Here is a 23,009-nt window from a genome sequence, read left to right as displayed (position 1 = left end):
CATTGCATTATTGCTATAAATGATACTGAGATTTATTATTGAAATAGATAGAGCATTGTTGATATAATGTATCAGTAAATTCTATAGTATTTTGTATTGTAAGGAGTTCTTATGAGCAATTATGACGTAGAAACAAGGGGAGGGCGCGCAGCTAAAACTACGCTACTAGGTATACTGGCTTTAGCTATTTTAATTGCCACATCTCTTGGTTCACTCTTCATTGGGATACGCTATATCAGCCTAGATGATATTATTTTATCCTTTACTAACTATGATCCTAATAGTATAGGTCAGATGATCGTTCAAACATTGCGCTTGCCACGTATGATAGCAGGTATCGTTGTAGGTATCAGCTTTGCCGTATCAGGTGCACTGATGCAAGGTGTTACCAACAATCCTATGGCAAGTCCTTCTATTTTGGGGATTAACGCAGGTGCCAGTTTTGGTTTAGCTGTTGGGATGATTTTATTTCCTTATTTAACCTTAAATGGAAGTATTTTGTTTTCCTTCGGTGGGGCCGCATTGGCAACACTGTTCATTTTAGCTCTTGCTAAACGCGTAGGTGGTAAAGCTACTCCTGTATATCTTGCACTTGCAGGTACGGCTATTAGTGCAGTATTTGTGGCTGTTACACATATGCTTGTTGTGTACTTCCAAGTGGCACAAGAGTTAAGCTTTTGGACTGCAGGCGGTATTAGTGGTATTCGTATGGAACAAGTATTACTCGTATTACCTTGGACACTCATTGGTATTCTTATTGCCATGTACGTATCTAAATCTGTTACGCTCTTAAGCTTTGGCGAAGAGGTAGCTATTGGTCTTGGCAGTAATTTAAATCGTGTACGTGTATTATCTGGTTTGACTGTACTTATTCTTAGCGGTTCTGCTGTTGCTCTAGCCGGTCCGATCGGCTTTGTAGGTCTCGTTATTCCACATATAACACGTAAACTGGTAGGCATCGATTATCGTCTTGTAATTCCATTCTCTGCACTCTTTGGTGCAGTACTTGTTATGATTGCTGACGTTGTAGCTCGTATCGTAAATCCTCCATTCGAAACACCATTAGGTGCCATTACTGCTCTTGTAGGTGTTCCATTCTTTATTTATTTAGCAAATCGTAAGGGAGGAAAATAAGATGAAAAAACGCTTTTTTGCCTACTCTTTCGTTATGACGCTCATGTTGTTAGGTGCCATGTATGGACATCTTCATACAGGCTTTAGTGATATGTCTACATCTGATCTTATTCGCATTCTCTTTGGCGGTGGTAATGATGTAGAAAAACTCACAGTTTTTGATTTCCGTTTAGTTCGCACCATCTTGGCTGTATTTATTGGTATGGGCCTTGCTATGTCTGGTGCAATTTTTCAAACTATATCTCGGAATGAATTGGCTAGTCCAAGCTTGTTAGGCGTAAATGCTGGTGCTGGTTTAGGTGTAGTTCTTTTAGTATATTTTGCAGGTTCTACAACGGCGTGGGGGATTTGGACATTACCTACTGTTGCCGTAGCTGGGGCTGTTGTGGCAGCGATTTTAATTTATCTTCTATCTTGTCGCGGTAGAGATATTATTTCTCCATATCGTTTAATCTTAACAGGTATCTCTATGAGTGCAGGACTCCATGCATTGCAAGTCTTACTCGTAACGCGTTTGGACCCTAATAAATTTTATTTAGTTAATACTTGGACCATCGGCACTATTTCGGGTAATACATGGGAGCATGTATGGGTGCTTGCGCCAGTTGTCATTGTATTATCACTCATTCTCTATGCCCGTTATATGGAGCTAAATTTATTGAGCCTAGCTGATGAAACAGCGATTGGGCTTGGTGTACATATAAATCGCTCTAGATTTGTATACCTTATTATTGCAGTTCTTTTATCTGGGTTCTGTGTAGCTATCGGTGGCAGCATTGGTTTTGTAGGGCTTATTTCCCCGCATATTGCACGCCGCTTAGTCGGTGCCGATCATGCCTATTTCTTGCCATTAACAGGTCTAATTGGAGCTATTTTAGTGGTCACTGCTGACTGGATTGGCCGATCCATTATTGCGCCTGATGAAATCCTCTTAGGGATTATTGTAGCTTTAATCGGGGCACCATACTTCTTGTATATTCTAGCAAAAACAAAAGCGTAAAAGGGGAAATATAAATGAAATTAGAAGTTAAAAACCTAACTACTGGTTACGGTGATACAAAAATTATAGAGAACTTAAATCTTACGATTCCAGAAGGCAAGGTAACAGCATTAATTGGTGCTAATGGTTGTGGTAAATCTACTTTACTAAAAACTATTTGTCGTATTATTCGACCAATGGATGGCGATGTCTTACTAGATGGTAAATCTATCGGTTCTTATGGTAGTAGAGAACTAGCAAAAAAGGTTGCTATTTTGCCTCAAAATCCAACGGCACCTGGTGAAATTACAGTTCGTGAACTTGTTATGTACGGTCGTGCACCGCATCAAGGCAGCTTATTTGCCCGTACTACAAAAGAGGATAAAGAAATTGTAGAGTGGGCTTTGAAGGAGACTGAATTACTTCAGTTTGCAGATCGTGGCATTACAAATATGTCTGGGGGGCAACGGCAACGCGCATGGATTGCCATGGCTATCGCTCAAAATACAGACATTCTATTCCTTGACGAGCCTACTAGCTTCCTTGATGTATCTCACCAAATGGATGTATTACATTTAGTAGAGCATTTGAATAAAGCTTATAACAAAACGATTGTTATGGTTATTCACGAACTTAATGAAGCCGCTCGTTTTGCTGATAATTTAGTTGCCATGAAGGATGGAAAAATTCAATACGAAGGTACGCCTCATACTATCTTCCATAATGAAATGTTGAAGGATGTATTTGGTGTAGATTCTACAATCATGAATGACCCTAAGACAGATCGTCCGTTCTGTATTCCTTATTCTATGAAAAATTATGGCCATACGGCACGTGAGGTGTAGTATGAAGCGTTTGTTAATTTCTGGTCTTTTGGGGGCTTGTATGCTCATGGGAATTGCAGGATGTGGTCCACAGGAAAATGGTATGACTCATGAAGCTATCTATGCTAATCTTGATGATAAGGTAAAAACAGCCCTTGAACGGTCAAATGATCCGAAAGACATTGATAAAGAGTTTAAGAAGCGATTAACGGCTATCCAAAAGGCAGCAGATAAAATTGTTACTGTTGAAGGAGATAAGATTATTGTCACTCATAAGCTCGGGACAACAGTTATGCCCAAAGAACATAAACGTATCGTGGTTGTTCGGACAGAAGATCCTATGATTGCATTAGATGAATCTTTTATAGGGGCAAATTTTAATGAAAAAAGCTATCTTTATAATGAATTAAGTAATCGTAATGTTCAAAATTTTAGTATTAATGATGAAACAAAGACTATCAACTATGAGCAGATTCAGGCTTTAAAACCGGATTTGATTATTATGCGTGACTCTTATGGCAAAGCGGCATATAATGCACTTTCTAAAATTGCTCCAACCATTTCTGTCAACGTAAATAAGGAAGAAGTTGCACTACTAACTATTGCTAAAGCACTTGGGGTCCCTGAAAAAGGGGAAGCTCGTTTGAAAGAATATTATTCACAGGCTAAGAAAACACGGATAGCTTTAGCTGAACATATGCAAGGGGAAACCGTAGCTTTTCTAAGAATTTTAAATAAAGAAATACGATTGTATCCGTATATGAAAAGCGATTTGAATGTCTTTATGGCTGAATTACTTAATATTAAACCGCCTGATATGGTATTAGAAACAGAACTTAACCCTACGAACAATGCGATTTCTTTAGAGCGATTACCCGATCTTGATGCAGGCTATTTAATCGTTTCTGCTGGTTACGGTGCTTCTAGTGCTAATAATCAAGGTGTAGCAGACCAACGATTGGCAAATCTTAAAAAAGATGAGTTGTGGAAAAATTTGCCTGCTGTAAAAGCCGATCATGTATTGCAAGTGGATAGTACTTTGTGGATGGCCCATGGTATTATTGCGAAAGAACGTGCTATGAAAGAGCTGTATGATACATGGGGAGAATAGGACTAAATACATTTGTAATATATAGTTAGTACTATTATGTAAGGGTTTATCTCGTGTAAAAATACATACATACATTTTAGTCATGTTCGATATAGATAATCGATATAGATTAGAAACTCCCATGATATAAAGGTTGCTTCCTCTTATGAGGTGGCAACCTTTTTGCATGTATCAAATTCCTGTGCTTTTTAGTAGGAATAGTGGTATACTATGTACAGTATCAGTGAAATACCAGAAGACTGGTTGTCATATACTTTCATAAACCTAAAGAGGGGTGGCATTGCCACTAGAAAGATTTGAGGTAAGTACTATGTATGATGTAAAATCTCCAAAGGCGGAGGAATTTATTTCCCATCAGGAAATCCTTGACACACTTGCCTATGCAGAGGAAAACAAGGAAAATAGGGAGTTGTTAGATGCTATTTTAGCGAAAGCTGCTACATTTAAGGGATTAAACCACCGAGAAGCAGCAGTTCTCTTAGAATGTCCGTTACCTGAATATAAGGAAAAGCTTTTTGCTTTAGCAAAGGAAATCAAGAAGGCTATCTACGGCGATCGTATTGTTCTATTTGCACCGTTATACTTGTCTAACTATTGTATCAATGGATGTGTGTATTGTCCGTACCACTCCAAAAACCGCGATATTAAACGTAAAAAATTAACGCAAGACCAAATCAGAGAAGAGGTTATTGCGTTAGAAGCGATGGGCCATAAGCGTATTGTAATTGAGTCTGGTGAAGATCCTCTTAATAATCCACTGGAATATATTTTGGAATCCATCAAGACGATTTACAGTATCAAAAATAAAAATGGTGAAATCCGCCGTGTAAACGTAAATATTGCAGCTTGTTCCGTTGAGGACTACAAAAAATTACATGAAGCTGGTATTGGCACGTATACATTATTCCAAGAAACATATAATAAAGAAAACTATGAAGCTTTACATCCTACAGGCCCTAAGAGCGACTACGCCTACCATACAGAGGCGATGGACCGCGCTATGCAAGGTGGTATTGATGATGTAGGCATCGGAGTTCTTTATGGTTTGGAACATTATAAATACGATTTCGTTGGTTTGTTGATGCACGCAGAACATTTAGAGGCTGTGTATGGGGTAGGTCCACATACTATTTCTGTACCTCGTATTTGTCCAGCGGATGATATCGATGTAGATGATTTCAGTAATGCTGTACCTGATGATGTATTTGAAAAAATTGTTGCTCTTATCCGCGTCTCCACACCGTATACAGGTATGATTATGTCCACTCGTGAAAGTCAATCCATGCGTGAACGTGGCTTGGCATTAGGTATCTCCCAAATTAGTGGTGGATCTCGTACTAGTGTAGGTGGTTACAAAGAAGAAGAAAAGCCAGAAGATAATACGGCACAATTCGATCGTAGTGATACGCGTACATTAGATGAAATCGTTAACTGGTTGCTAGACCTTGGGTATGTTCCAAGCTTCTGTACTGCTTGTTATCGTGCAGGTAGAACTGGGGATCGATTCATGGCTCTTGCAAAATCCGGTCAAATTCACAACTGTTGTCAACCAAATGCGTTGATGACATTGAACGAATATATCATGGATTACGGCAATGATGAAACTAAGGCTCATGGTTCTAAGGTTATTGAACAACAGTTAGAAAATATCAAAAATGATTTAGTTAAAGATAAAGCTAAAGCTTATATTGCACAGATGAAAGACGGCGAACGGGACTTCCGGTTCTAAGGAATTCACTGATATGGAGCCTCCTATTGATAATAGGAGGCTCTTTCTTGTTGAGAAAATAGCAAGCTTTAAATGAGAATAAAATATATAAAATAGTTTATTTTATTTGCATTTTAAGGTATAATAAATAAAAATGATAATGATAATACGTTGAATTCAAGAATAATATTGATTATAAACTACTGAGGGATATGATGATTAAGAAAAAACGTTGGCGCCTTTGTAAAGGTGATCAAGAGAAAGAGAATATCTTAATCCGTGAACTTGGTGTAAACCCTATTGTGGCTAAATTAATGGTGAATCGTCACATTGATGTAGACGAAGGTCGTCAGTTTTTACAAGGTACTTTGTCAGATTTGTTAGATCCATTTACATTAAAAGATATGGATGTGGCTGTTTCACTAGTTCTGGAAACAATTGAAAGTCACAAACCAATCGTCATTTATGGTGATTATGATGTAGATGGTATTACTGCAACATCAGTACTTTATCGATTTTTAAAGAAATTAGGTGCCGATGTTACCTATTACATACCAGAACGTCAAAGTGAAGGGTATGGCCTCAATTTAGAGGCTTTAGAGCACCTTATTGAACGGGGAACGGCTTTAGTCATTACTGTAGACTGCGGCATTAGTTCTTACGATATTGTAGAGGCTGTACGAGACCGCATCGATATGATTATTACGGATCACCATACGGCTCCTGATATGATTCCACGAGCCAAGGCCGTTATAAATCATAAGCAAAAGGACTGTCCATATAAGGATAAAAACTTATCTGGAGTAGGTGTTGCTTTTAAGTTATGCCAAGCCTTGTGGCTTACAAAGCACGGAGAATGGTACTTAGATGATTTAGATATCGTTGCACTTGGCACTGTGGCAGATGTAGTGCCTTTGGTCGGTGAGAACCGTATCATTGTAAAATCAGGCCTTGAGAAGATGAATAGGGAACCTAACTTGGGGATTAAAAAGCTTATTGATGTAGCTGGGCTTCATGAACGAACTATTACATCTGGACATATTGGTTTTACCTTAGCACCTCGTCTTAATGCAGCGGGTCGCGTAACGCATGCAACGCGTGCAGTTGAATTACTTGTGACCGATGACGAGGATATAGTAGAGGCAATTGCGGAGGAACTAAATGAAACGAACCGTGAACGACAAGAGTTAGAACGAAATATTCATGAGTTGGCTCGTGTTGATGTAGCTAATCAAGGACATAAAGCTGATTATGTAACTATTGTGGCCGGCGAAGAGTGGCATCCAGGAGTCATTGGTATTGTTGCTTCTCGTCTAGTAGAGGAGTTTTACAAGCCAACCTTAGTCATCAGTATTCATGATGGCGTTGGTAAAGGCTCGTGCCGTAGTATAGATGGCTTTAACATATATGATGCATTAAAATCTTGTGAGGATATCTTGCTACAGTTTGGCGGGCATGCTGCGGCAGCAGGCTTTAGCATCGATGCAAATCGTATTGATGAGTTACGAGAACGGTTAACCAAGTATTGCAAAGCAGTTATTACAGATGAGGAATATATTCCTGTGGTTGCTATTGATGCGGAACTACCTGTTGATGATATCGATGTCGATATCATTGACCGCGTATCAGACCTTGAACCTTATGGAATGGCCAATAGCACGCCAGTCTTTGCTATTATGGAAGCTACCGTGCAAGATATTATGCTCATGGGCCAATTAAAAAATCATTGTAAGATAATATTTGAAACTTCGAATGGTACATTAGATGCTATAGCTTGGAATCGTCCAGACTTATTTAAATTTATCTTTGTGGGAACTGTGGTAAAAGTGGCATTTTCTTTGCAAAAGAATGAATGGCAAGGCATGGTTTCTCCGCAACTCATGATTCAAGCTATTGAACCATTGACTGAAGAGCCGATTAAGCTTTCTACAGAAGGGCTTAGACAAATGTATGTCATAATAAAACAGTCCATGCGAGGTCGTAGTCAATCGGTTTATAATGTAGAACAAGATATATTGCGCCGTAAGCCGGCAGATCAGAATAATCGCAGTGCTCTAACATCTATTGATGTATTTAAAGAATTGGGCATTGTTGAAGAATATACAAGTGATGATGGTCAATTAATGCTTAGATGGAACGCCATTGAAGGAAAATTAGATCTTGTCACATCCGTAACATTCCTTACTTATAGTGTATAGGAGGTGACATCATGACAACTGTAAATGAAGAAGGCAAAGCTTTGGTAGAACAAAGTACATTTGATAAAAGTAAAGCCTTAGCTGAGTTTATGGAGTATATCCATACGTATTTAACAGATGATGAGTGTGACCAAGTATTGAAAGCTTTTGAGCTTGCTGATAAGGCTCATGAAGGTCAGTTTAGAGCTTCCGGTGAACCGTATATCATGCATCCTCTAGCTGTAGCTGATATTTTGGCACATTTACAAATCGACCATATTACACTCATGGCAGCTCTAATGCATGATGTGGTTGAAGATACATCTTACTCGAAGGAAGACCTAGAGGAGATGTTTGGCTCTGAAGTAGCATTCCTCGTTGATGGGGTAACAAAATTAAACCAATTCCAGTATGAAACCAAAGAAGATCGCCAAATGGAAAACTATCGAAAGATGATTTTAGCTATGGCGAAGGACGTACGTGTCGTAGTTATTAAATTGGGTGATCGCTTACATAATATGCGCACCTTAAAGCATATGCGTAGTGACAAACAAAAGCGTATTGCTAAGGAAACCCTAGAAATCTTTGCACCTTTGGCACATCGTCTTGGTATCTTCAATGTGAAATGGGAGTTGGAAGATTTATCCTTCCGTTATTTAGAGCCGGAAAAATACTATGATCTAGTCGATCAAATGAAACAAAAACGCCAAGTCCGGGAAGACATCGTTAATGATACGATGAGGCAACTTACAAAGGCCTTAAGTGAAGCCCATATCAAGGCGGATATCAAAGGTCGTCCAAAACACTTCTACAGTATTTATAAGAAGATGAAAAAGGATAATCGTGATTTATCCCAAATTTATGATTTGCTTGCCGTTCGTGTGATCGTTGATAGCATCCCTGATTGTTATGCAGTACTTGGCATTGCACATAGCTTGTGGAAGCCATTGCCTTATCGCTTCAAAGATTATATTTCCATGCCGAAGTCTAATATGTATCAATCCTTGCATACAACCGTTATCGGCACGATGGGGCAACCGGTAGAGATTCAAATCCGTACTTGGGAAATGCACCGTGTATCTGAATATGGTGTGGCCGCTCACTGGCGATATAAAGAAGGAAATAAAAACGGCGATAAAGAATTTGATCAAAAGGTTGCATGGCTGCGCCAGGTTCTTGAATGGCAAGATACTAGTAATCCAACGGAACTCGTTAATGCTTTGAAATTAGACGTTTTCTCTGGTGAGGTATTTGTATTTACGCCAAAGGGTGACGTTGTTAAGTTGCCAATAGGCTCTGTACCTCTTGATTTTGCCTATCGAGTTCATACCGATGTAGGTCATCATTGTGTAGGTGCTAAGGTAAACGGTAAAATTGTACCGCTGGATTACACCTTGCAAAATGGTGATATTGTTGATATCATCACATCCAAAACAGGTCGTCCTAGCCTTGATTGGTTGAATATCGTAGGTTCTTCTGAAAGTAAGAGCAAAATTCGCAATTGGTTCAAGCGTGAAAATAAAGCTGAAAATATTGAAAAAGGCTTAGAAGCTCTTGAAAAAGAAGCAAAACGATTGAATCATAATTGGAAAGAATTATGTGCAGACAACCGTTTACAACATGTAACGAAACAACTTAAAGCCGGTACAGAAGAGGAAATGTTTGCAGCCTGTGGCTATGGCGGTATTCCTGTAAGCACGGTTCTCTTGCGTTTAATTGAACTTTATAAAAAGTCTAAAGAGGTAGAGGAATCTAAGCGCAGTACAGAGCAAATTATTGAGAAGTTAAAATCTCAAGGACAAAAGAAAACTAAAAATGGCACTGGTGTTCTCGTAAAAGGTGAAGCTGGTGTGATGGTGCGTATGGCAAAATGCTGTAATCCTGTACCTGGTGATGATATTATAGGTTACATAACCCGTGGTCGTGGCGTTTCTATTCACCGTTGTGATTGCCCTAGCATGGGCCATTCACCTGAAGATTTAGAGCGGATGATAGAAGTCTCTTGGGACGGTTCTTCTGGCGAATCTTTCCACGTAGGCATTGATATTCAAGCTTATGATCGAGCTGGCATTCTCATGGAGGTTATGGCGGTGCTTTCAGAATTGAAAATCACCATTACTAACATCAATGCTAAGGTTCAAGAAGATACAAAAAATGTAAGCATCAATTTGGTGGTTGATATTCGGGATATTTCGCAACTAGATTTCGTAATGACTAAATTGCGTCGTATTCGTGAAGTGTATACTGTTCAACGTAGTAAAGGAGGGGCTTAATGAGCGAACAACAATTAGTGCTTATGCGCATGCCTTTAGGTCCACTAGGAACAAATTGCTATGTTATCGGTGATAAAGCGATAGGTGAAGCTTTCATTATCGATCCTGCAACAGCTGAAGTACTAGATGCGCTAAAAAAACATGACTTAAAGCCGAAGGCGATTGTACTGACACATGGTCATGGAGATCATATTGGTGGCATTCAAGAGATTGTAAACATCTATCATGTGCCTGTATATATTCATAAAGGCGATGTACCGTATTTATCTGATCCTGAACTTAATCTTAGTGCTTATAGCAATCCAACGCCAATTAAGGTAAAAGCGGAAATTATCGAGGTTAAACAAGGTGATCACATTACATGTGGTGATATCGATCTTGAGGTGCTTGAAACACCAGGTCATACGCCAGGAGGGGTGTGTTATTATATGGAAGGTCTTGTATTTGTAGGGGATACTCTATTCAGAGATTCCGTAGGCCGTACAGATTTTCCAAATGGTTCTTATGAGACCCTGATATCATCTATTAAGACTCAGCTTTATACATTGCCTGATAATACAATGGTTTATCCTGGTCATGGACCGGAAACAAATATAGGGTATGAAAAACAATACAACCCATTCGTTGGTCAGTAGGTTTAAACGAATTATTTTTTACAGTCGAGGGGAAATTTATTATGAACACAACATTAGAAAAATTAAAAGAACGCATTAAAGACAAAAAGTACAAATTGACAACTCAACGTCAAACAATTTTGCAAGCATTCATCGATGCTGATGAAAATCACTTGAGTGCTGAAGATGTATATGTTCTTGTAAAAGAGGTGGCACCTGATATCGGGTTGGCAACAATTTACAGAACTCTTGATCTCTTCACAGAACTTGATTTGTTAAAACGTCTTGATTTTGGTGATGGCCGTAATCGCTATGAATTAAATGACGAAGAATTCGCTCATTTCCATCATCATTTGATTTGCGTAAAATGTGGTAAAGTATCTGAGTTTGAAGACGACATGCTTGAAACATTGGAGTCTATTATCGCTAAGAAATTAAACTTCCGTACCATTGATCATCAATTGAAAGTATATGGTTACTGTAGCGATTGCCAAAATCATATGACTGAAGCAGAATTAGAAAAGCTTGAGCGTATGTCCCATCATGGTTAATGGTTATCTATATACGGGGCCATTACCACTTGGCTCCGTAGTAGCTCATAACTGTGGCGCGGCAGGACTCTTTTCTGATAAGGTACATCCAGAGGTTATCCTTGAAGCGCATGAAATGGAAGGGATGTACACATTAACTGTTACTATTGGTGATTCGGTTCAGATTTTTGAAGGACCTGTTTCCTCTATGGGGCGTCGTCAAATTGGACAAGCCTTGTTGCGCTATTTGCGTGAATATCAAGGCTTACCTGCTGAGGCTCCGTGGGGAACCATGGTAGGTGTGCGCCCTACAAAGCTACTACATAAATATATAGATACATATGGCTCTGTCCACGCAGCAACTCGTCACATTCGGGACGAGTTTTCTGTGTCTATAGAAAAGCTTGCTACTTTGGGGGCCATTGGCGAGTATCAACGTCCATTTCTATCTGATACAGATGATAAAAAGGTAAGTCTCTATTGTGGTATTCCTTTCTGTGACACGCGTTGCGTATATTGCTCGTTTCCATATGGTCTCTATCAGGATTATGCTGGTAAAAGTCAATTTCTAAGGGCTTTAACCCGTGATATAGAAGATATGAAAGCTATTATCCAATCTTATAATCTAACCGTAGATACCCTCTATATGGGCGGTGGTACTCCGACAGTGCTAAAGGATGAAGACTTTCACCAGGTTCTAAAACAGTTGTCTCTACTCGTACCAGAAGGTCATGAATTTACTGTAGAGGCAGGACGACCTGATTCTGTTAATCCTACAAAGCTACGTTCCATGCTTGCGCTAGGTGTGAATCGTATTAGCATTAACCCGCAAACAATGCAAGATGATATTTTGCGTCGTATTGGACGCGGCCATAGTGTACGGGATATTGATGAACTTTTACAATATGTAAAAAACAATACATCATTAGCCGTAAATATGGATTTTATTGCAGGCTTGCCTAATCAAACGATGTTAAACATGATAGAGAATATGGATTATGTATGTCAAAATCTGCCGGAAAATGTTACAATTCATACGTTAGCATTAAAACGTGGTAGCCCGTTGTACGATTTACATATGGAAGATGATATTCCTGAAGAACATCTTGTGGCGGAAATGGTACAATATGGTAAAGAGCGTCTTGAAGCGGCTGGTTATGTGCCATATTATTTATATCGCCAACAATATATGAGAGGGCAGTTAGAGAATATTGGCTATACCTTGCCTGGCAAAGCGTGTGAATATAATATCCAGATTATGGAAGAACGGCAGAGTATTCTATCTATGGGGCCTGGCAGTTCATCCAAGTGGATGCGCGCCCCTGAATATCGTCAACTTAAACAGCATATGCCAAAAGACGTAGATGTTTATCACGAAACGATAGATGCACTTTTAGAGAAACGACATAGAATTTGTGAAAGATTTTGGGAGGTTGTGTAATGGCTATAAGAAAACCAAGAGGTACACAAGACTTTTTGCCAGAACAGATGATACATTGGCATTATATTGAACAACGTATGCGCGAAATTTGTAAAGTATATGGGTTCAATGAAATTCGCACACCTGCCTTTGAAGAAACTAAATTATTCTTACGCGGTATCGGTGAGACTACAGATGTAGTACAAAAAGAGATGTACACCTTTACCACTGGTGATGACGGTGGTTCTAGCTTTACCTTACGCCCTGAAAATACGGCGTCTGCTGTGCGCGCATACTTAGAAAATAAAGTATATGGTAAAGAAGGTCTCACAAAATGGTATTACATGGGCCCTATGTTCCGTCATGATAAACCGCAAGCGGGTCGTTATCGTCAATTCCACCAGTTTGGTGCAGAGGTACTAGGTTCGCAATCTCCAGTGGTAGATAGTGAAGTTATCTGTATGGTTGTACAGTTATTAAAAGACTTTGGCCTTAAAGACCTCAATGTAGAAGTAAACTCCGTAGGTTGCCCAATATGTCGTCCTGTATACCGAGAAAAATTAATCGCTTTCTTTGAACCTAAAAAGGAACAATTATGTAGCGATTGCCAAGAGCGTTTGTACAAAAATCCTTTGCGTATCTTGGACTGCAAAAATGAAACATGCAAATCCTTGTCCGTAGGTGCTCCTGAAATTCACGAACATTTATGTGAAGAGTGTCATGATCATTTTGAAGAATTGAAAACCTATTTAACTGCAGCTAATGTGCAATATACTTTAAATCCTCGTCTCGTACGTGGCCTTGATTACTATACAAAGACAGCCTTTGAGGTACAATATACTCCTTTAGGTGCTCAAAGTGCCGTAGCCGGTGGTGGTCGTTACGATGGTCTCGTAGAAGAGCTCGATGGACCGCATACCCCAGCTATCGGTTTTGCTATGGGCATGGAGCGCTTATTATTAGCTCTTGAAAAACAAAACCTATTGCCTGAACCAACTGTAGAACCATCTGCATTCGTAGTAGCTCTTGGTGATGCGGCTAAGGTAGAGGCTTTCAAAATTTGCCAAAAACTTCGCAGTCTTGATATTCCTGTTGAAATGGACGGGCAGGGCAAAAGTATGAAGGCACAATTAAAATACGCTAACAAAATTAATGCGAAATATGTTATTATATTGGGTGATGATGAATTGGTTCGTAAAGAAGCCATAATTCGATTCATGGATACTAGTGAACAAGAGACTGTATCTCTTGATACAGTGGCTGAACGTATAACTTCTTTGGTGAAAGGATGACAATTAGAATGGAAACAATGCAAGGCTTACACCGTACGCACGGTTGTGGCACCATCTCTGAACAAGAGGTAGGTAAAGAGGTCGTATTATGTGGTTGGGTTGAACGCCGTCGTGACCATGGTGGTTTGATATTCTTAGATTTACGCGATCGTTCTGGCGTAGTACAAGTAGTGGCATCCCCAGATCACAACGTAGAATCGTTCCACAAAGCAGAGGATGTTCGTAATGAATATGTGCTTTGCGTGCGTGGAACTATTACAAAACGTGATGATTCTGCTATTAATCCTAACCTTCCTACAGGTGCATACGAAATGTTCTGTGAAGAGTTGCGCGTATTGAACTCCGCTAAAACTCCTCCTTTCTATATTCAAGATGATATCGATGTAGATGAAAATATTCGTTTGAAATATCGTTACCTTGACTTGCGTCGTCCTGAAATGCAACGTAACTTGATTTTACGTCACAAGGTAACAAAAGCAATGCGCGACTTTTTTGATAGCCGCGATTTCTTGGAAATTGAAACTCCAATGCTTACTAAATCTACGCCAGAGGGCGCTCGTGACTATCTAGTGCCGTCCCGTGTAAATGCTGGTACATTCTATGCGTTGCCACAATCTCCACAAATTTTCAAACAAATCTTGATGGTTGCTGGTTACGAAAAATATTTCCAAATCGTTCGTTGCTTCCGCGATGAAGATTTGCGTGCAGACCGTCAACCTGAGTTCACTCAGCTTGACTTAGAAATGTCCTTCGTTGATGAAGAAGATATTTATGCATTGCTTGAAGAGATGATTGCTCATGTATTTAAAACTGCATTAGGTAAAGAAATTTCTTTGCCTATGCCTCGTATTACATGGGACGAAGCAATGGATAAATACGGCTCTGATAAGCCGGATCTTCGTTTTGATATGGCGTTTACTGATGTAACTGATCTTGTAAAAGATACAGAATTCAAAGTCTTCCGCTCTGTTATCGACAATGGTGGCGTAGTTAAAGGTATCGTTGTGCCTGGTGACGCTGGCATTCCTCGCCGTGAACTTGATGATTTTGTTGAGTATGTAAACCGTTACGGCGCTAAAGGCCTTGCGTGGGCTTGCTTCAATGAAGATGGTTCTATTAAGTCTCAAATCATGAAGTTCTTAGGTGAAGATACAATCCGCAATATTGGTGAAAAAATGGGCGCTAAAGGTGGCGACCTTGTATTGATGATTGCTGATAAACCTGCAACTGTGGCACGTGCATTAGGCGAGTTACGCCTTGAAATGGCACGCCGTATGAACATGATTGACCAAGATAAATTGGCATTCACATGGGTAACTGATTTCCCTATGTTCGAATATAACGAAGACGAAAAACGTTATGTTGCAATGCATCATCCGTTCACAATGCCACGCCATGCGGATCTTGATAAATTAGAATCCGATCCTGGCAGTGTAAAAGCGATTGCTTACGACATGGTATTGAATGGCGTAGAAATCGGTGGCGGTTCCTTGCGTATCTACCAAGCTGACGTACAAGAAAAAGTATTCAAAGCAATTGGTTTGTCTATTGAAGAAGCAAGATCTAAATTCGGCTTCATGCTTGATGCATTCCAATACGGTGCACCTCCTCATGCAGGCTGTGCATTTGGCCTTGATCGTCTTGTTATGTTGATGGCAAAACGTCAATCTATCCGCGACGTAATCGCATTCCCTAAAACTCAATCTGCTTCTGATATCATGAGCCAAGCTCCATCTGAAGTAGAACCTAAGCAATTAAAAGAGTTGCATATTAAACCAGATGTAGAAGAAGAACAAGAGCAATCTTTAGTGTAAAAACATAGGCAAGAATTGATTAAATTTGAAATGTCAAGACTTGTTAATTGCTAATCTTTCTGATACTATTTATGTATAAGATATCCCTGCCATGTGCGTGTGATATCGCAGTTTTGAGCCAACACATTTACTTTGGGAGTCTGAACTCTCGTCTGAACGTTACGCCCTTACGGGACAACTGCAGGATGAGGAGGACACCCACCTGCCCTTGCAGGATCAAAACGCGGTACATTACGGCATGGTGGGGCTTTTTTGCGTGTAAAAATAGACTGAAATATCATATACTATAAATATATCTTTGGTAAGAATTTAAACTTTTTAAAATCTTAAGAGTCCTAAATGTCATAAACGTCATAAATGTCTTGCCAATATTATCAGTGTTACCGAGTTACTGATGTTATTAGGCTTTTATGACGGGGAAGTAATTGTTTTTTGATTGAATAGTTATAGATATGAAAATACGACAGTTAAACTGAGTGAGAATTGAGGTGATAGAATGGATAGTTTGTTTGATATGACACCTACAAATACATACGAGCCGCTTCCTGTACGAATGCGTCCTACTAAACTAGATCATTTATATGGTCAAGAGAAGGCCGTAGGTAAGGGGACTTTCTTGAGAGCTATGGTAGAGAAGGATACAATACCATCTATGCTTTTTTATGGGCCTTGTGGAACGGGTAAGACTACATTAGCCGGAATCATAGCTAAGGTGAGCAATAGTTATTTTGTAAATCTGAATGCTACTAACGCTGGTATTGGTGAGTTGCGTACTATCATTGAAGACGCGCGAAAACGGGTTCGTTCTTTACAGCAACGAACAATTCTATTCCTCGATGAAATCCATCGCTTTAATAAAAGCCAACAAGATGTGTTGTTACCCTGTGTAGAGGATGGTACTATCATTCTTATTGGCGCTACTACAGAGAATCCGTTCTTTGAAGTTAATAGACCACTTTTATCTCGTTTGCGTCTTATTACATTAGAAGCACTTACACCAAAGGCTATCGGTCAAATTTTACGTCGCGCCATTACCGATGAAGAGGTAGGCCTTGGCAAACGCCATCTACAGGTAACCGATGAAGTTCTGGAGGATGTGGGGATTTTCGTCAATGGCGATGGGCGTATGGCTCTCAATATTCTTGAACAAGCAGCAGCTATGGTTCCTGATGAGGGGATGATTACTATTGAAGTTCTCGAAAAGGTCGTAGGTCGTCGCATATATACATATGATAAAAAAGGTGATAGTCATTACGATACAATTTCAGCTTTTATTAAAAGTATGCGTGGCTCCGATGTGCAGGCAACAGTACATTATTTAGCGCGTATGATTGAAGCCGGAGAGGATCCTAACTTCATTGCTCGTCGTATTGTTATTTGTGCAGCAGAGGATGTAGGTCTTGCGGATCCACAAGCTCTCATACTCGCAAATGCAGCAGCTCAAGCGGCTCATATGGTAGGTTTTCCGGAGGCGCGCATTATATTATCTGAGGCTGCGTGCTATGTTGCTCTCGCACCTAAAAGTAATTCTGCTTATGTAGCTATTGATGCCGCGATATCTGATGTGCGACATAAGGATTGTGGACAAGTACCGGATCATTTGAAAGATAGTCACTATAGCGGGGCTAGTAAATTAGGCCATGGGAAAGCTTATAAGTATGCTCATAATTATCCTAATGGATTTGTAAAACAGCAGTATTTACCAACGCCTCTAGTCGATGCAACCTACTATAAGGGCATAAAGAGAGGGACTGAGGAACAGTTACTTCACGACTGGGAGAAACGTTGTAAAAATTAACTTAATATTACGATATATGCTATAATATAATGATAAGTTAATTTACTGTAATGTTATATAAGTAAGGGGTTTGTATAGATTTATGGCAGAAGAAAATACTTCCACCAAAAGACGCAACACACGCCGTAAGCGAACAAGTACAAAACAGCAATCAAAGTCGCAAAGCTTTTCTTTGCGCAGCGAAGTGAAAGGCCTTATTGTCATTGCCTTTGCTGTGATTTCCTTTCTGGGCTTTTTTGGCTTTGAACTCGGCCTTGTAGGACAGATTTTAACAGGTATATTCCGTTATGGCTTTGGCCTAGGTGGTATTATTCCTTGTTTATGCGTTTTCTGGTTAGGTTGGAGATTATTATATAAGGATACATTTATTTCCATTACAAAACGAGGGGTTGTAATGACCTTGTTTTTCCTATTTTTGTTAGCTCTTGTTCCCTTGTGGCGAGTTCCTGAGGGGCAGGAACTCATAACTACGCAACTAGCTAATCAAGGTGGTTTCGTAGGTGGCGCAATTGCTACATTCCTTCGTACACTATTAGGTAACCTAGGGGCTATTATTCTTGATGTATTCTTACTCATAGCTTTTGGATTACTGGTGACACGTTTGTCTTTGCGTAGTGGATTACAAAAGGCTGCGGACAAAACACAGGTTGGCCTTGATGTTGCAAAAGAGGTAGCTGCTGAGAAGGTTGCTGTTGCAAAAGAAGTGTTTGAAGATTGGAATGAACAACGTAAAGAAGCGGCAGAACAGCGTAAAGCTTATAACAGGGAAAAAGATACACGCTTTGCTGATGCAGCAGATCAAGCATTAGATGCACTAGAAAAACAAGGTATTGCTACTGGTAGAGACCTCTTTGACTCTACCACAGCTATAGATGTTGATCCTATTGAAGATACAGTTACTACTATGGAGTCACAAAAAACTCCTACATCTTGGAAGGAATTGGCTGAGATAGAAGCACGTAATCGTGCGGCTGAGCAATTGGCTAATATATCTGAAGCATCTGGTGATGCGAAGTCTTATGAAGCTGATGATTTTGAACAATTCTCTGATACACATAGAACTACGAGTGATGATTATGTATATGTTCCAGATGAGGACTATGCATATACACCAGATGAAGAGTATTCAGATGAGGTTGGAATTGTAGAAAATTCTGATGATAAAGAACCAGAATTCTCTTATCAAAATACAACAATAGAGCCATTGGAAACGAATCACGGTGCTATTGCCTCCGCTGTGCCAGGAACGGGTGCAGCTGCAAGTTCTGTAAGTGCTGGAGCTGGTATGGCAGGTATGGGGTTACAAGTACCGTCCATTATTAGTACTACAGAAGATACGGCGCAAGTAGCTGTATCTAAAGATGGACAGATTCATCGGTCCTATGATAGACCTTACCATTTCCCAAGCCTAGATATTTTGGCGAAAGGGAAGGGGAGTCAAAATAATGGTGAAGAAGTAGCACAAAATGCGATGATGCTTGAACATGTATTGAGTGACTTTGGTATTACTGCAAAGGTTGTTAATGCTACACAAGGGCCAACTGTTACACGTTATGAAATTGAACCTGCACCAGGCGTGAAAGTGAGTCGTATCGTTAATTTAACAGACGATATTGCCCTCAATTTGGCAGCGCAACATATTCGTATGGAGGCTCCGATTCCAGGGAAATCTGCCATCGGTATTGAGGTCCCTAATAAAACGACAGAAGCCGTTCATTTACGCGATGTACTTGATTGCAGTGACTTTAAAGATGCTCGTGGAGGTATTCCTGTCGGTCTTGGTAAGGATATTGCAGGTAAGCCTGTTATTACGGATCTTGCGAAGATGCCTCACTTGCTCGTAGCTGGTACAACTGGCTCTGGTAAATCCGTATGTGTAAATACATTAATTTCTAGTATTCTCTTTAGCCGCAAACCGGAAGAGGTTAAGTTATTATTAATCGACCCTAAGATGGTTGAATTGTCTATTTACAATGGGATCCCGCACTTGATGGCTCCAGTTGTAACGGATATGAAAAAAGCAGCAGCTGTATTGCGTTGGGCCGTTCGTGAAATGGAGGCTCGTTATAAGGCGTTTGCTGCATCTGGTAAACGTGATATCAAGAGCTACAATGAAGCGCATCCTAAGGCTGCTATGCCGCTAATCGTGTTGATTATCGACGAGTTAGCTGACCTTATGATGACGGCTCCTGATGATATTGAAGAATCTATTAGTCGTTTAGCACAAATGGCTCGTGCCGCAGGTATTCACATGGTTCTTGCGACACAACGGCCATCTGTTAACGTTATTACCGGTTCTATTAAGGCTAATGTACCAAGCCGTATTTCCTTTGCTGTAGGCTCTCAAATTGACTCCCGTACCATTCTTGATATGGCAGGAGCAGAGAAACTATTGGGTAAAGGGGATATGTTATTTGCTCCGATTGGTGCTAATAAACCTATTCGTGTACAAGGGGCCTTCATTTCTGATGATGAGGTAGAAAAACTTGTAGAGTTTGTGAAAGCTCAACGAGAACCAGAATATGATAATACGGTAACTCAAGAAGTGGAAAAGGAAGCTGAAAAAGAATCTTATGATGCTAATGATGTTTACCGCGATGAATTATTAGAGCGAGCTGTCAATCTCGTTATGGAATCTGGTCAAGCTTCCGTATCGATGTTGCAACGTCGTTTCCGTATAGGTTACACCCGTGCGGCACGTCTTGTAGATACAATGGAAGACCTTAAAATCGTTGGCCCTAGCATGGGCAGTAAGGCTCGAGAAATTTTAATGAGCCCTGAACAAGCTAAGGCTAGATATTTCTCCAATTCCAATGATGAGCAATAATTAGCTAATTACTATATGAATATTACGTAGATTTAGAAAGGAACGAAAATGGCTGAATTAGGCGAAGAATTACGACGTGAACGGGTAAGACGTAATCTAACCTTTAAAGATGTGGAGCAAGTGCTGCACATTAAAACAACCTATTTAGAGGCTATCGAAGATGGTAACTATGATATCATTCCTGGTCAAGTCTACGTAAAAGGTTTTATTCGAAATTATGGTAACTACTTAGATCTTGATGGGGATCGCTTGGTGAAAGTATATCAGGGCCAAGTAGGAGACATAGATACCTTTTCTTTACGTTCTGTTACAAGACGGAAGGCTCAAGCAACTCCTAATTTGGTACAAAGTGAGTTTGTTGAATATCAAACATCTAAAAAGCGTATGTCCTTAGAAACGCGTCAACGAAAACGTCAACGCTCTATTGTACAAGAACGCATTATTTTAGGGATTATTTTAGTTTGTATGGCATTATTTTTACTATGGTTATTCCTGTTCTAGTATCTGATTAGGCATGATAGAAAGGCATTTACACAATCAATGGATAGATTTTTAGTAACAGAACCTTCGGATATGAAGGAACGTGGTTGGGCTGAATTAGATTTCGTTCTCATCAGTGGGGACGCTTATGTGGACCATCCATCCTTTGCGCCTGCAGTTATCGGTAGATACTTGGAATCCAAAGGTTATCGTGTAGGCATTATAGATCAACCAGATTGGAATGATGTAGAGGCTTTCAAAAAACTAGGTAAACCACGTCTAGCATCCCTTGTTACGGCAGGGAATTTAGATTCAATGCTTAATAAATTTACGGCAGCAAAGAAAGTTCGCCGTCAAGATGATTATTCTCCAGGTGGTGAGTCAGGTCATCGTCCAGATCGTGCTACCTTGGTATATGCTAACCGTATGAAGGAGGCTTACAGTGATGTACCTCTTATCATTGGTGGTATAGAAGCGTCTTTGCGTCGCTTTGGTCATTATGACTATTGGTCAGATACGGTGCGTCGATCCATCTTAGTAGATTCTAAGGCCGATGTACTCGTCTATGGCATGGGAGAACTTCAAATCGTTGAACTAGCTGATGCCTTAGATCAGGGTCGATTTAAAGAGTCTTTGCCATCTATACGTGGCATTTGCTACATGGCAAAGGAAATTCCAACCATTGACTATGTAGAGTGCCCATCGTATGAAGCTATTAAGGCGGATAAGATGGATTTTGCCGATGCATTCCGCATTCAATACGATGAACAAGATCCGTTCTATGGACGTATTGTAGTCCAAAAGCATGGTGATAGATATCTCATTCAGAACACGCCTGCCTTGCCATTGACACAGGAGGAAATGGACGGTGTCTATAACTTGCCATATACTCGAAAGTGGCATCCTAAATACGATGATAAGGGTGGTGTGCCAGCATTAAGCGAAGTTCAATTTAGCCTTGTGAGCCAACGAGGTTGCTTTGGCAGTTGTTCTTTCTGTGCTATTACTAATCACCAAGGGCGTATCATTCAGAATCGTAGTCATGAGTCTTTGATTGAAGAAGCTCACATGATGATCAAGATGGACAATTTTAAAGGGTATATTCATGATGTAGGGGGTCCTACGGCAAACTTCCGCCATCTAGCTTGCGATAAACAAGCTGTCTATGGTGCGTGTAAAGGTCGTACTTGTGCGGCTCCAGAGCCTTGTGAAAACTTGAATACAAATCATGATGACTATATTGCTTTACTGCGTAAATTACGTAAACTAAAAGGTGTAAAAAAGGTATTTGTTCGTTCTGGTTTGCGTTATGACTATGTACTAGCCGATAACAATAAAGATTTTGTGCGGGAACTTTGCGAGTTTCACGTAAGTGGGCAGCTAAAGGTAGCTCCAGAACATGTATCTAAACGGGTTACCAATATGATGGGGAAAGCTGGTAAAGAAGAATTCCTAACCTTTAAGTCTTGGTTTGAAGAGGCAAATAAAAAGCTTGGTAAGAAACAATACTTAGTGCCGTACTTTATGAGCTCTCATCCCGGTTGTGCCCTAGAGGATGCTATTGAATTAGCGGAATTTTTACGAGATCACCATATGTACCCAGAGCAAGTACAGGATTTTATTCCTACGCCGGGTAGCCTTTCTACTTGTATGTATTATACGGGCATTAATCCACTAGATGGAAAACCTGTTTATGTTGCTAAAAAGGGTAGAGATAAAGCAAAACAGCGCGCATTGATGCAGTTTAAAAATATTGAAAACTATGACCTTGTTAAAGAGGCTCTCATAGAAGCCAATCGACGTGATTTAATTGGCTTTGGCCCAGAATGTTTAATTCCACCCCGACCAATTGGTGGAAATTCTAAGCGTATTAGCCAATCTAGTAAATCTCGTAATGGCAAACGAGGTTGCGAATCTAGGAATCGATGCCAGACTGGAAAAAAACGTAGTAGAGATGTGACTAAAGTTCGTACATCTAATAAAAGTTTTGGTGGTCGTTACATGTAGGGAGTAGCTCTAGCTACTCTC

Annotated in this window: 16 protein-coding genes and 1 other RNA gene; all 17 read left to right on the top strand. The window is 40.0% G+C overall.

Features of this window, described 5'->3' with window-relative positions:
- Window positions 1-111: 111 nt before the first annotated feature.
- Window positions 112-1,134, top strand: coding sequence for an iron ABC transporter permease (locus tag DW000_RS04990; RefSeq protein ID WP_120055419.1), 1,023 nt, complete (start codon window positions 112-114; stop codon window positions 1,132-1,134).
- 1 nt (window position 1,135) lies between these two features.
- Window positions 1,136-2,134 (top strand): iron ABC transporter permease, encoded by a 999-nt coding sequence (locus DW000_RS04985; RefSeq protein WP_120055417.1) that lies wholly within the window; start codon window positions 1,136-1,138, stop codon window positions 2,132-2,134.
- A 14-nt stretch (window positions 2,135-2,148) separates the two neighbouring features.
- Window positions 2,149-2,958: an ABC transporter ATP-binding protein gene (locus DW000_RS04980; RefSeq protein WP_120055415.1), complete on the top strand. Its 810-nt coding sequence runs from the start codon at window positions 2,149-2,151 to the stop codon at window positions 2,956-2,958.
- A 1-nt stretch (window position 2,959) separates the two neighbouring features.
- The gene (locus DW000_RS04975; RefSeq protein WP_024061977.1) at window positions 2,960-4,048 is read left to right on the top strand and encodes an ABC transporter substrate-binding protein; all 1,089 of its coding nucleotides are present in this window, start codon (window positions 2,960-2,962) and stop codon (window positions 4,046-4,048) included.
- Window positions 4,049-4,358: 310 nt separating this feature from the next.
- Window positions 4,359-5,777, top strand: a complete 1,419-nt coding sequence (gene hydG / locus DW000_RS04970) for a [FeFe] hydrogenase H-cluster radical SAM maturase HydG (RefSeq protein WP_077708570.1) — start codon at window positions 4,359-4,361, stop codon at window positions 5,775-5,777.
- A 194-nt stretch (window positions 5,778-5,971) separates the two neighbouring features.
- Window positions 5,972-7,954 (top strand): single-stranded-DNA-specific exonuclease RecJ, encoded by a 1,983-nt coding sequence (gene recJ, locus DW000_RS04965; RefSeq protein ID WP_077708569.1) that lies wholly within the window; start codon window positions 5,972-5,974, stop codon window positions 7,952-7,954.
- An 11-nt stretch (window positions 7,955-7,965) separates the two neighbouring features.
- Window positions 7,966-10,206, top strand: a complete 2,241-nt coding sequence (locus DW000_RS04960; RefSeq protein WP_004696424.1) for a bifunctional (p)ppGpp synthetase/guanosine-3',5'-bis(diphosphate) 3'-pyrophosphohydrolase — start codon at window positions 7,966-7,968, stop codon at window positions 10,204-10,206.
- Window positions 10,206-10,841, top strand: a complete 636-nt coding sequence (locus DW000_RS04955; RefSeq protein ID WP_120055413.1) for an MBL fold metallo-hydrolase — start codon at window positions 10,206-10,208, stop codon at window positions 10,839-10,841. The genes DW000_RS04960 and DW000_RS04955 overlap by 1 nt, the downstream gene beginning before the upstream one ends.
- 41 nt (window positions 10,842-10,882) lie before the next feature.
- Complete coding sequence (locus tag DW000_RS04950) at window positions 10,883-11,371, top strand: Fur family transcriptional regulator (protein ID WP_004696420.1); 489 nt, start codon at window positions 10,883-10,885, stop codon at window positions 11,369-11,371.
- Window positions 11,364-12,791, top strand: a complete 1,428-nt coding sequence (gene hemZ, locus DW000_RS04945) for a coproporphyrinogen dehydrogenase HemZ (RefSeq protein ID WP_120055411.1) — start codon at window positions 11,364-11,366, stop codon at window positions 12,789-12,791. Before DW000_RS04950 ends, hemZ begins: the two co-directional genes overlap by 8 nt.
- Window positions 12,791-14,062, top strand: a complete 1,272-nt coding sequence (hisS, locus tag DW000_RS04940; RefSeq protein ID WP_120055409.1) for a histidine--tRNA ligase — start codon at window positions 12,791-12,793, stop codon at window positions 14,060-14,062. Before hemZ ends, hisS begins: the two co-directional genes overlap by 1 nt.
- A gap of 8 nt (window positions 14,063-14,070) precedes the next feature.
- On the top strand, window positions 14,071-15,876 hold the full coding sequence (gene aspS / locus DW000_RS04935; RefSeq protein ID WP_120055407.1) for an aspartate--tRNA ligase: 1,806 nt from the start codon (window positions 14,071-14,073) through the stop codon (window positions 15,874-15,876).
- 80 nt (window positions 15,877-15,956) lie between these two features.
- Window positions 15,957-16,128: non-coding RNA, 6S RNA (gene ssrS / locus DW000_RS04930), on the top strand.
- Between the two features lie 244 nt (window positions 16,129-16,372).
- Window positions 16,373-17,674, top strand: a complete 1,302-nt coding sequence (locus DW000_RS04925) for a replication-associated recombination protein A (protein ID WP_004698739.1) — start codon at window positions 16,373-16,375, stop codon at window positions 17,672-17,674.
- Window positions 17,675-17,756: 82 nt separating this feature from the next.
- Window positions 17,757-20,501 (top strand): DNA translocase FtsK, encoded by a 2,745-nt coding sequence (locus DW000_RS04920; protein WP_120055405.1) that lies wholly within the window; start codon window positions 17,757-17,759, stop codon window positions 20,499-20,501.
- Between the two features lie 48 nt (window positions 20,502-20,549).
- Entirely contained in the window at window positions 20,550-21,002 is a 453-nt protein-coding gene (locus DW000_RS04915; RefSeq protein ID WP_004698676.1) for a helix-turn-helix domain-containing protein, read from the top strand.
- Window positions 21,003-21,041: 39 nt separating this feature from the next.
- Complete coding sequence (locus tag DW000_RS04910; protein ID WP_021148333.1) at window positions 21,042-22,988, top strand: YgiQ family radical SAM protein; 1,947 nt, start codon at window positions 21,042-21,044, stop codon at window positions 22,986-22,988.
- Window positions 22,989-23,009 lie beyond the last annotated feature (21 nt).

Source organism: Veillonella sp. AF36-20BH (genome assembly GCF_003602765.1).
Taxonomy (GTDB): Bacteria; Bacillota; Negativicutes; order Veillonellales; family Veillonellaceae; genus Veillonella; species Veillonella hominis.
The sequence above is the reverse complement of the archived record's forward strand: the minus strand, read 5'-3'. Positions and strand labels throughout refer to the sequence as shown.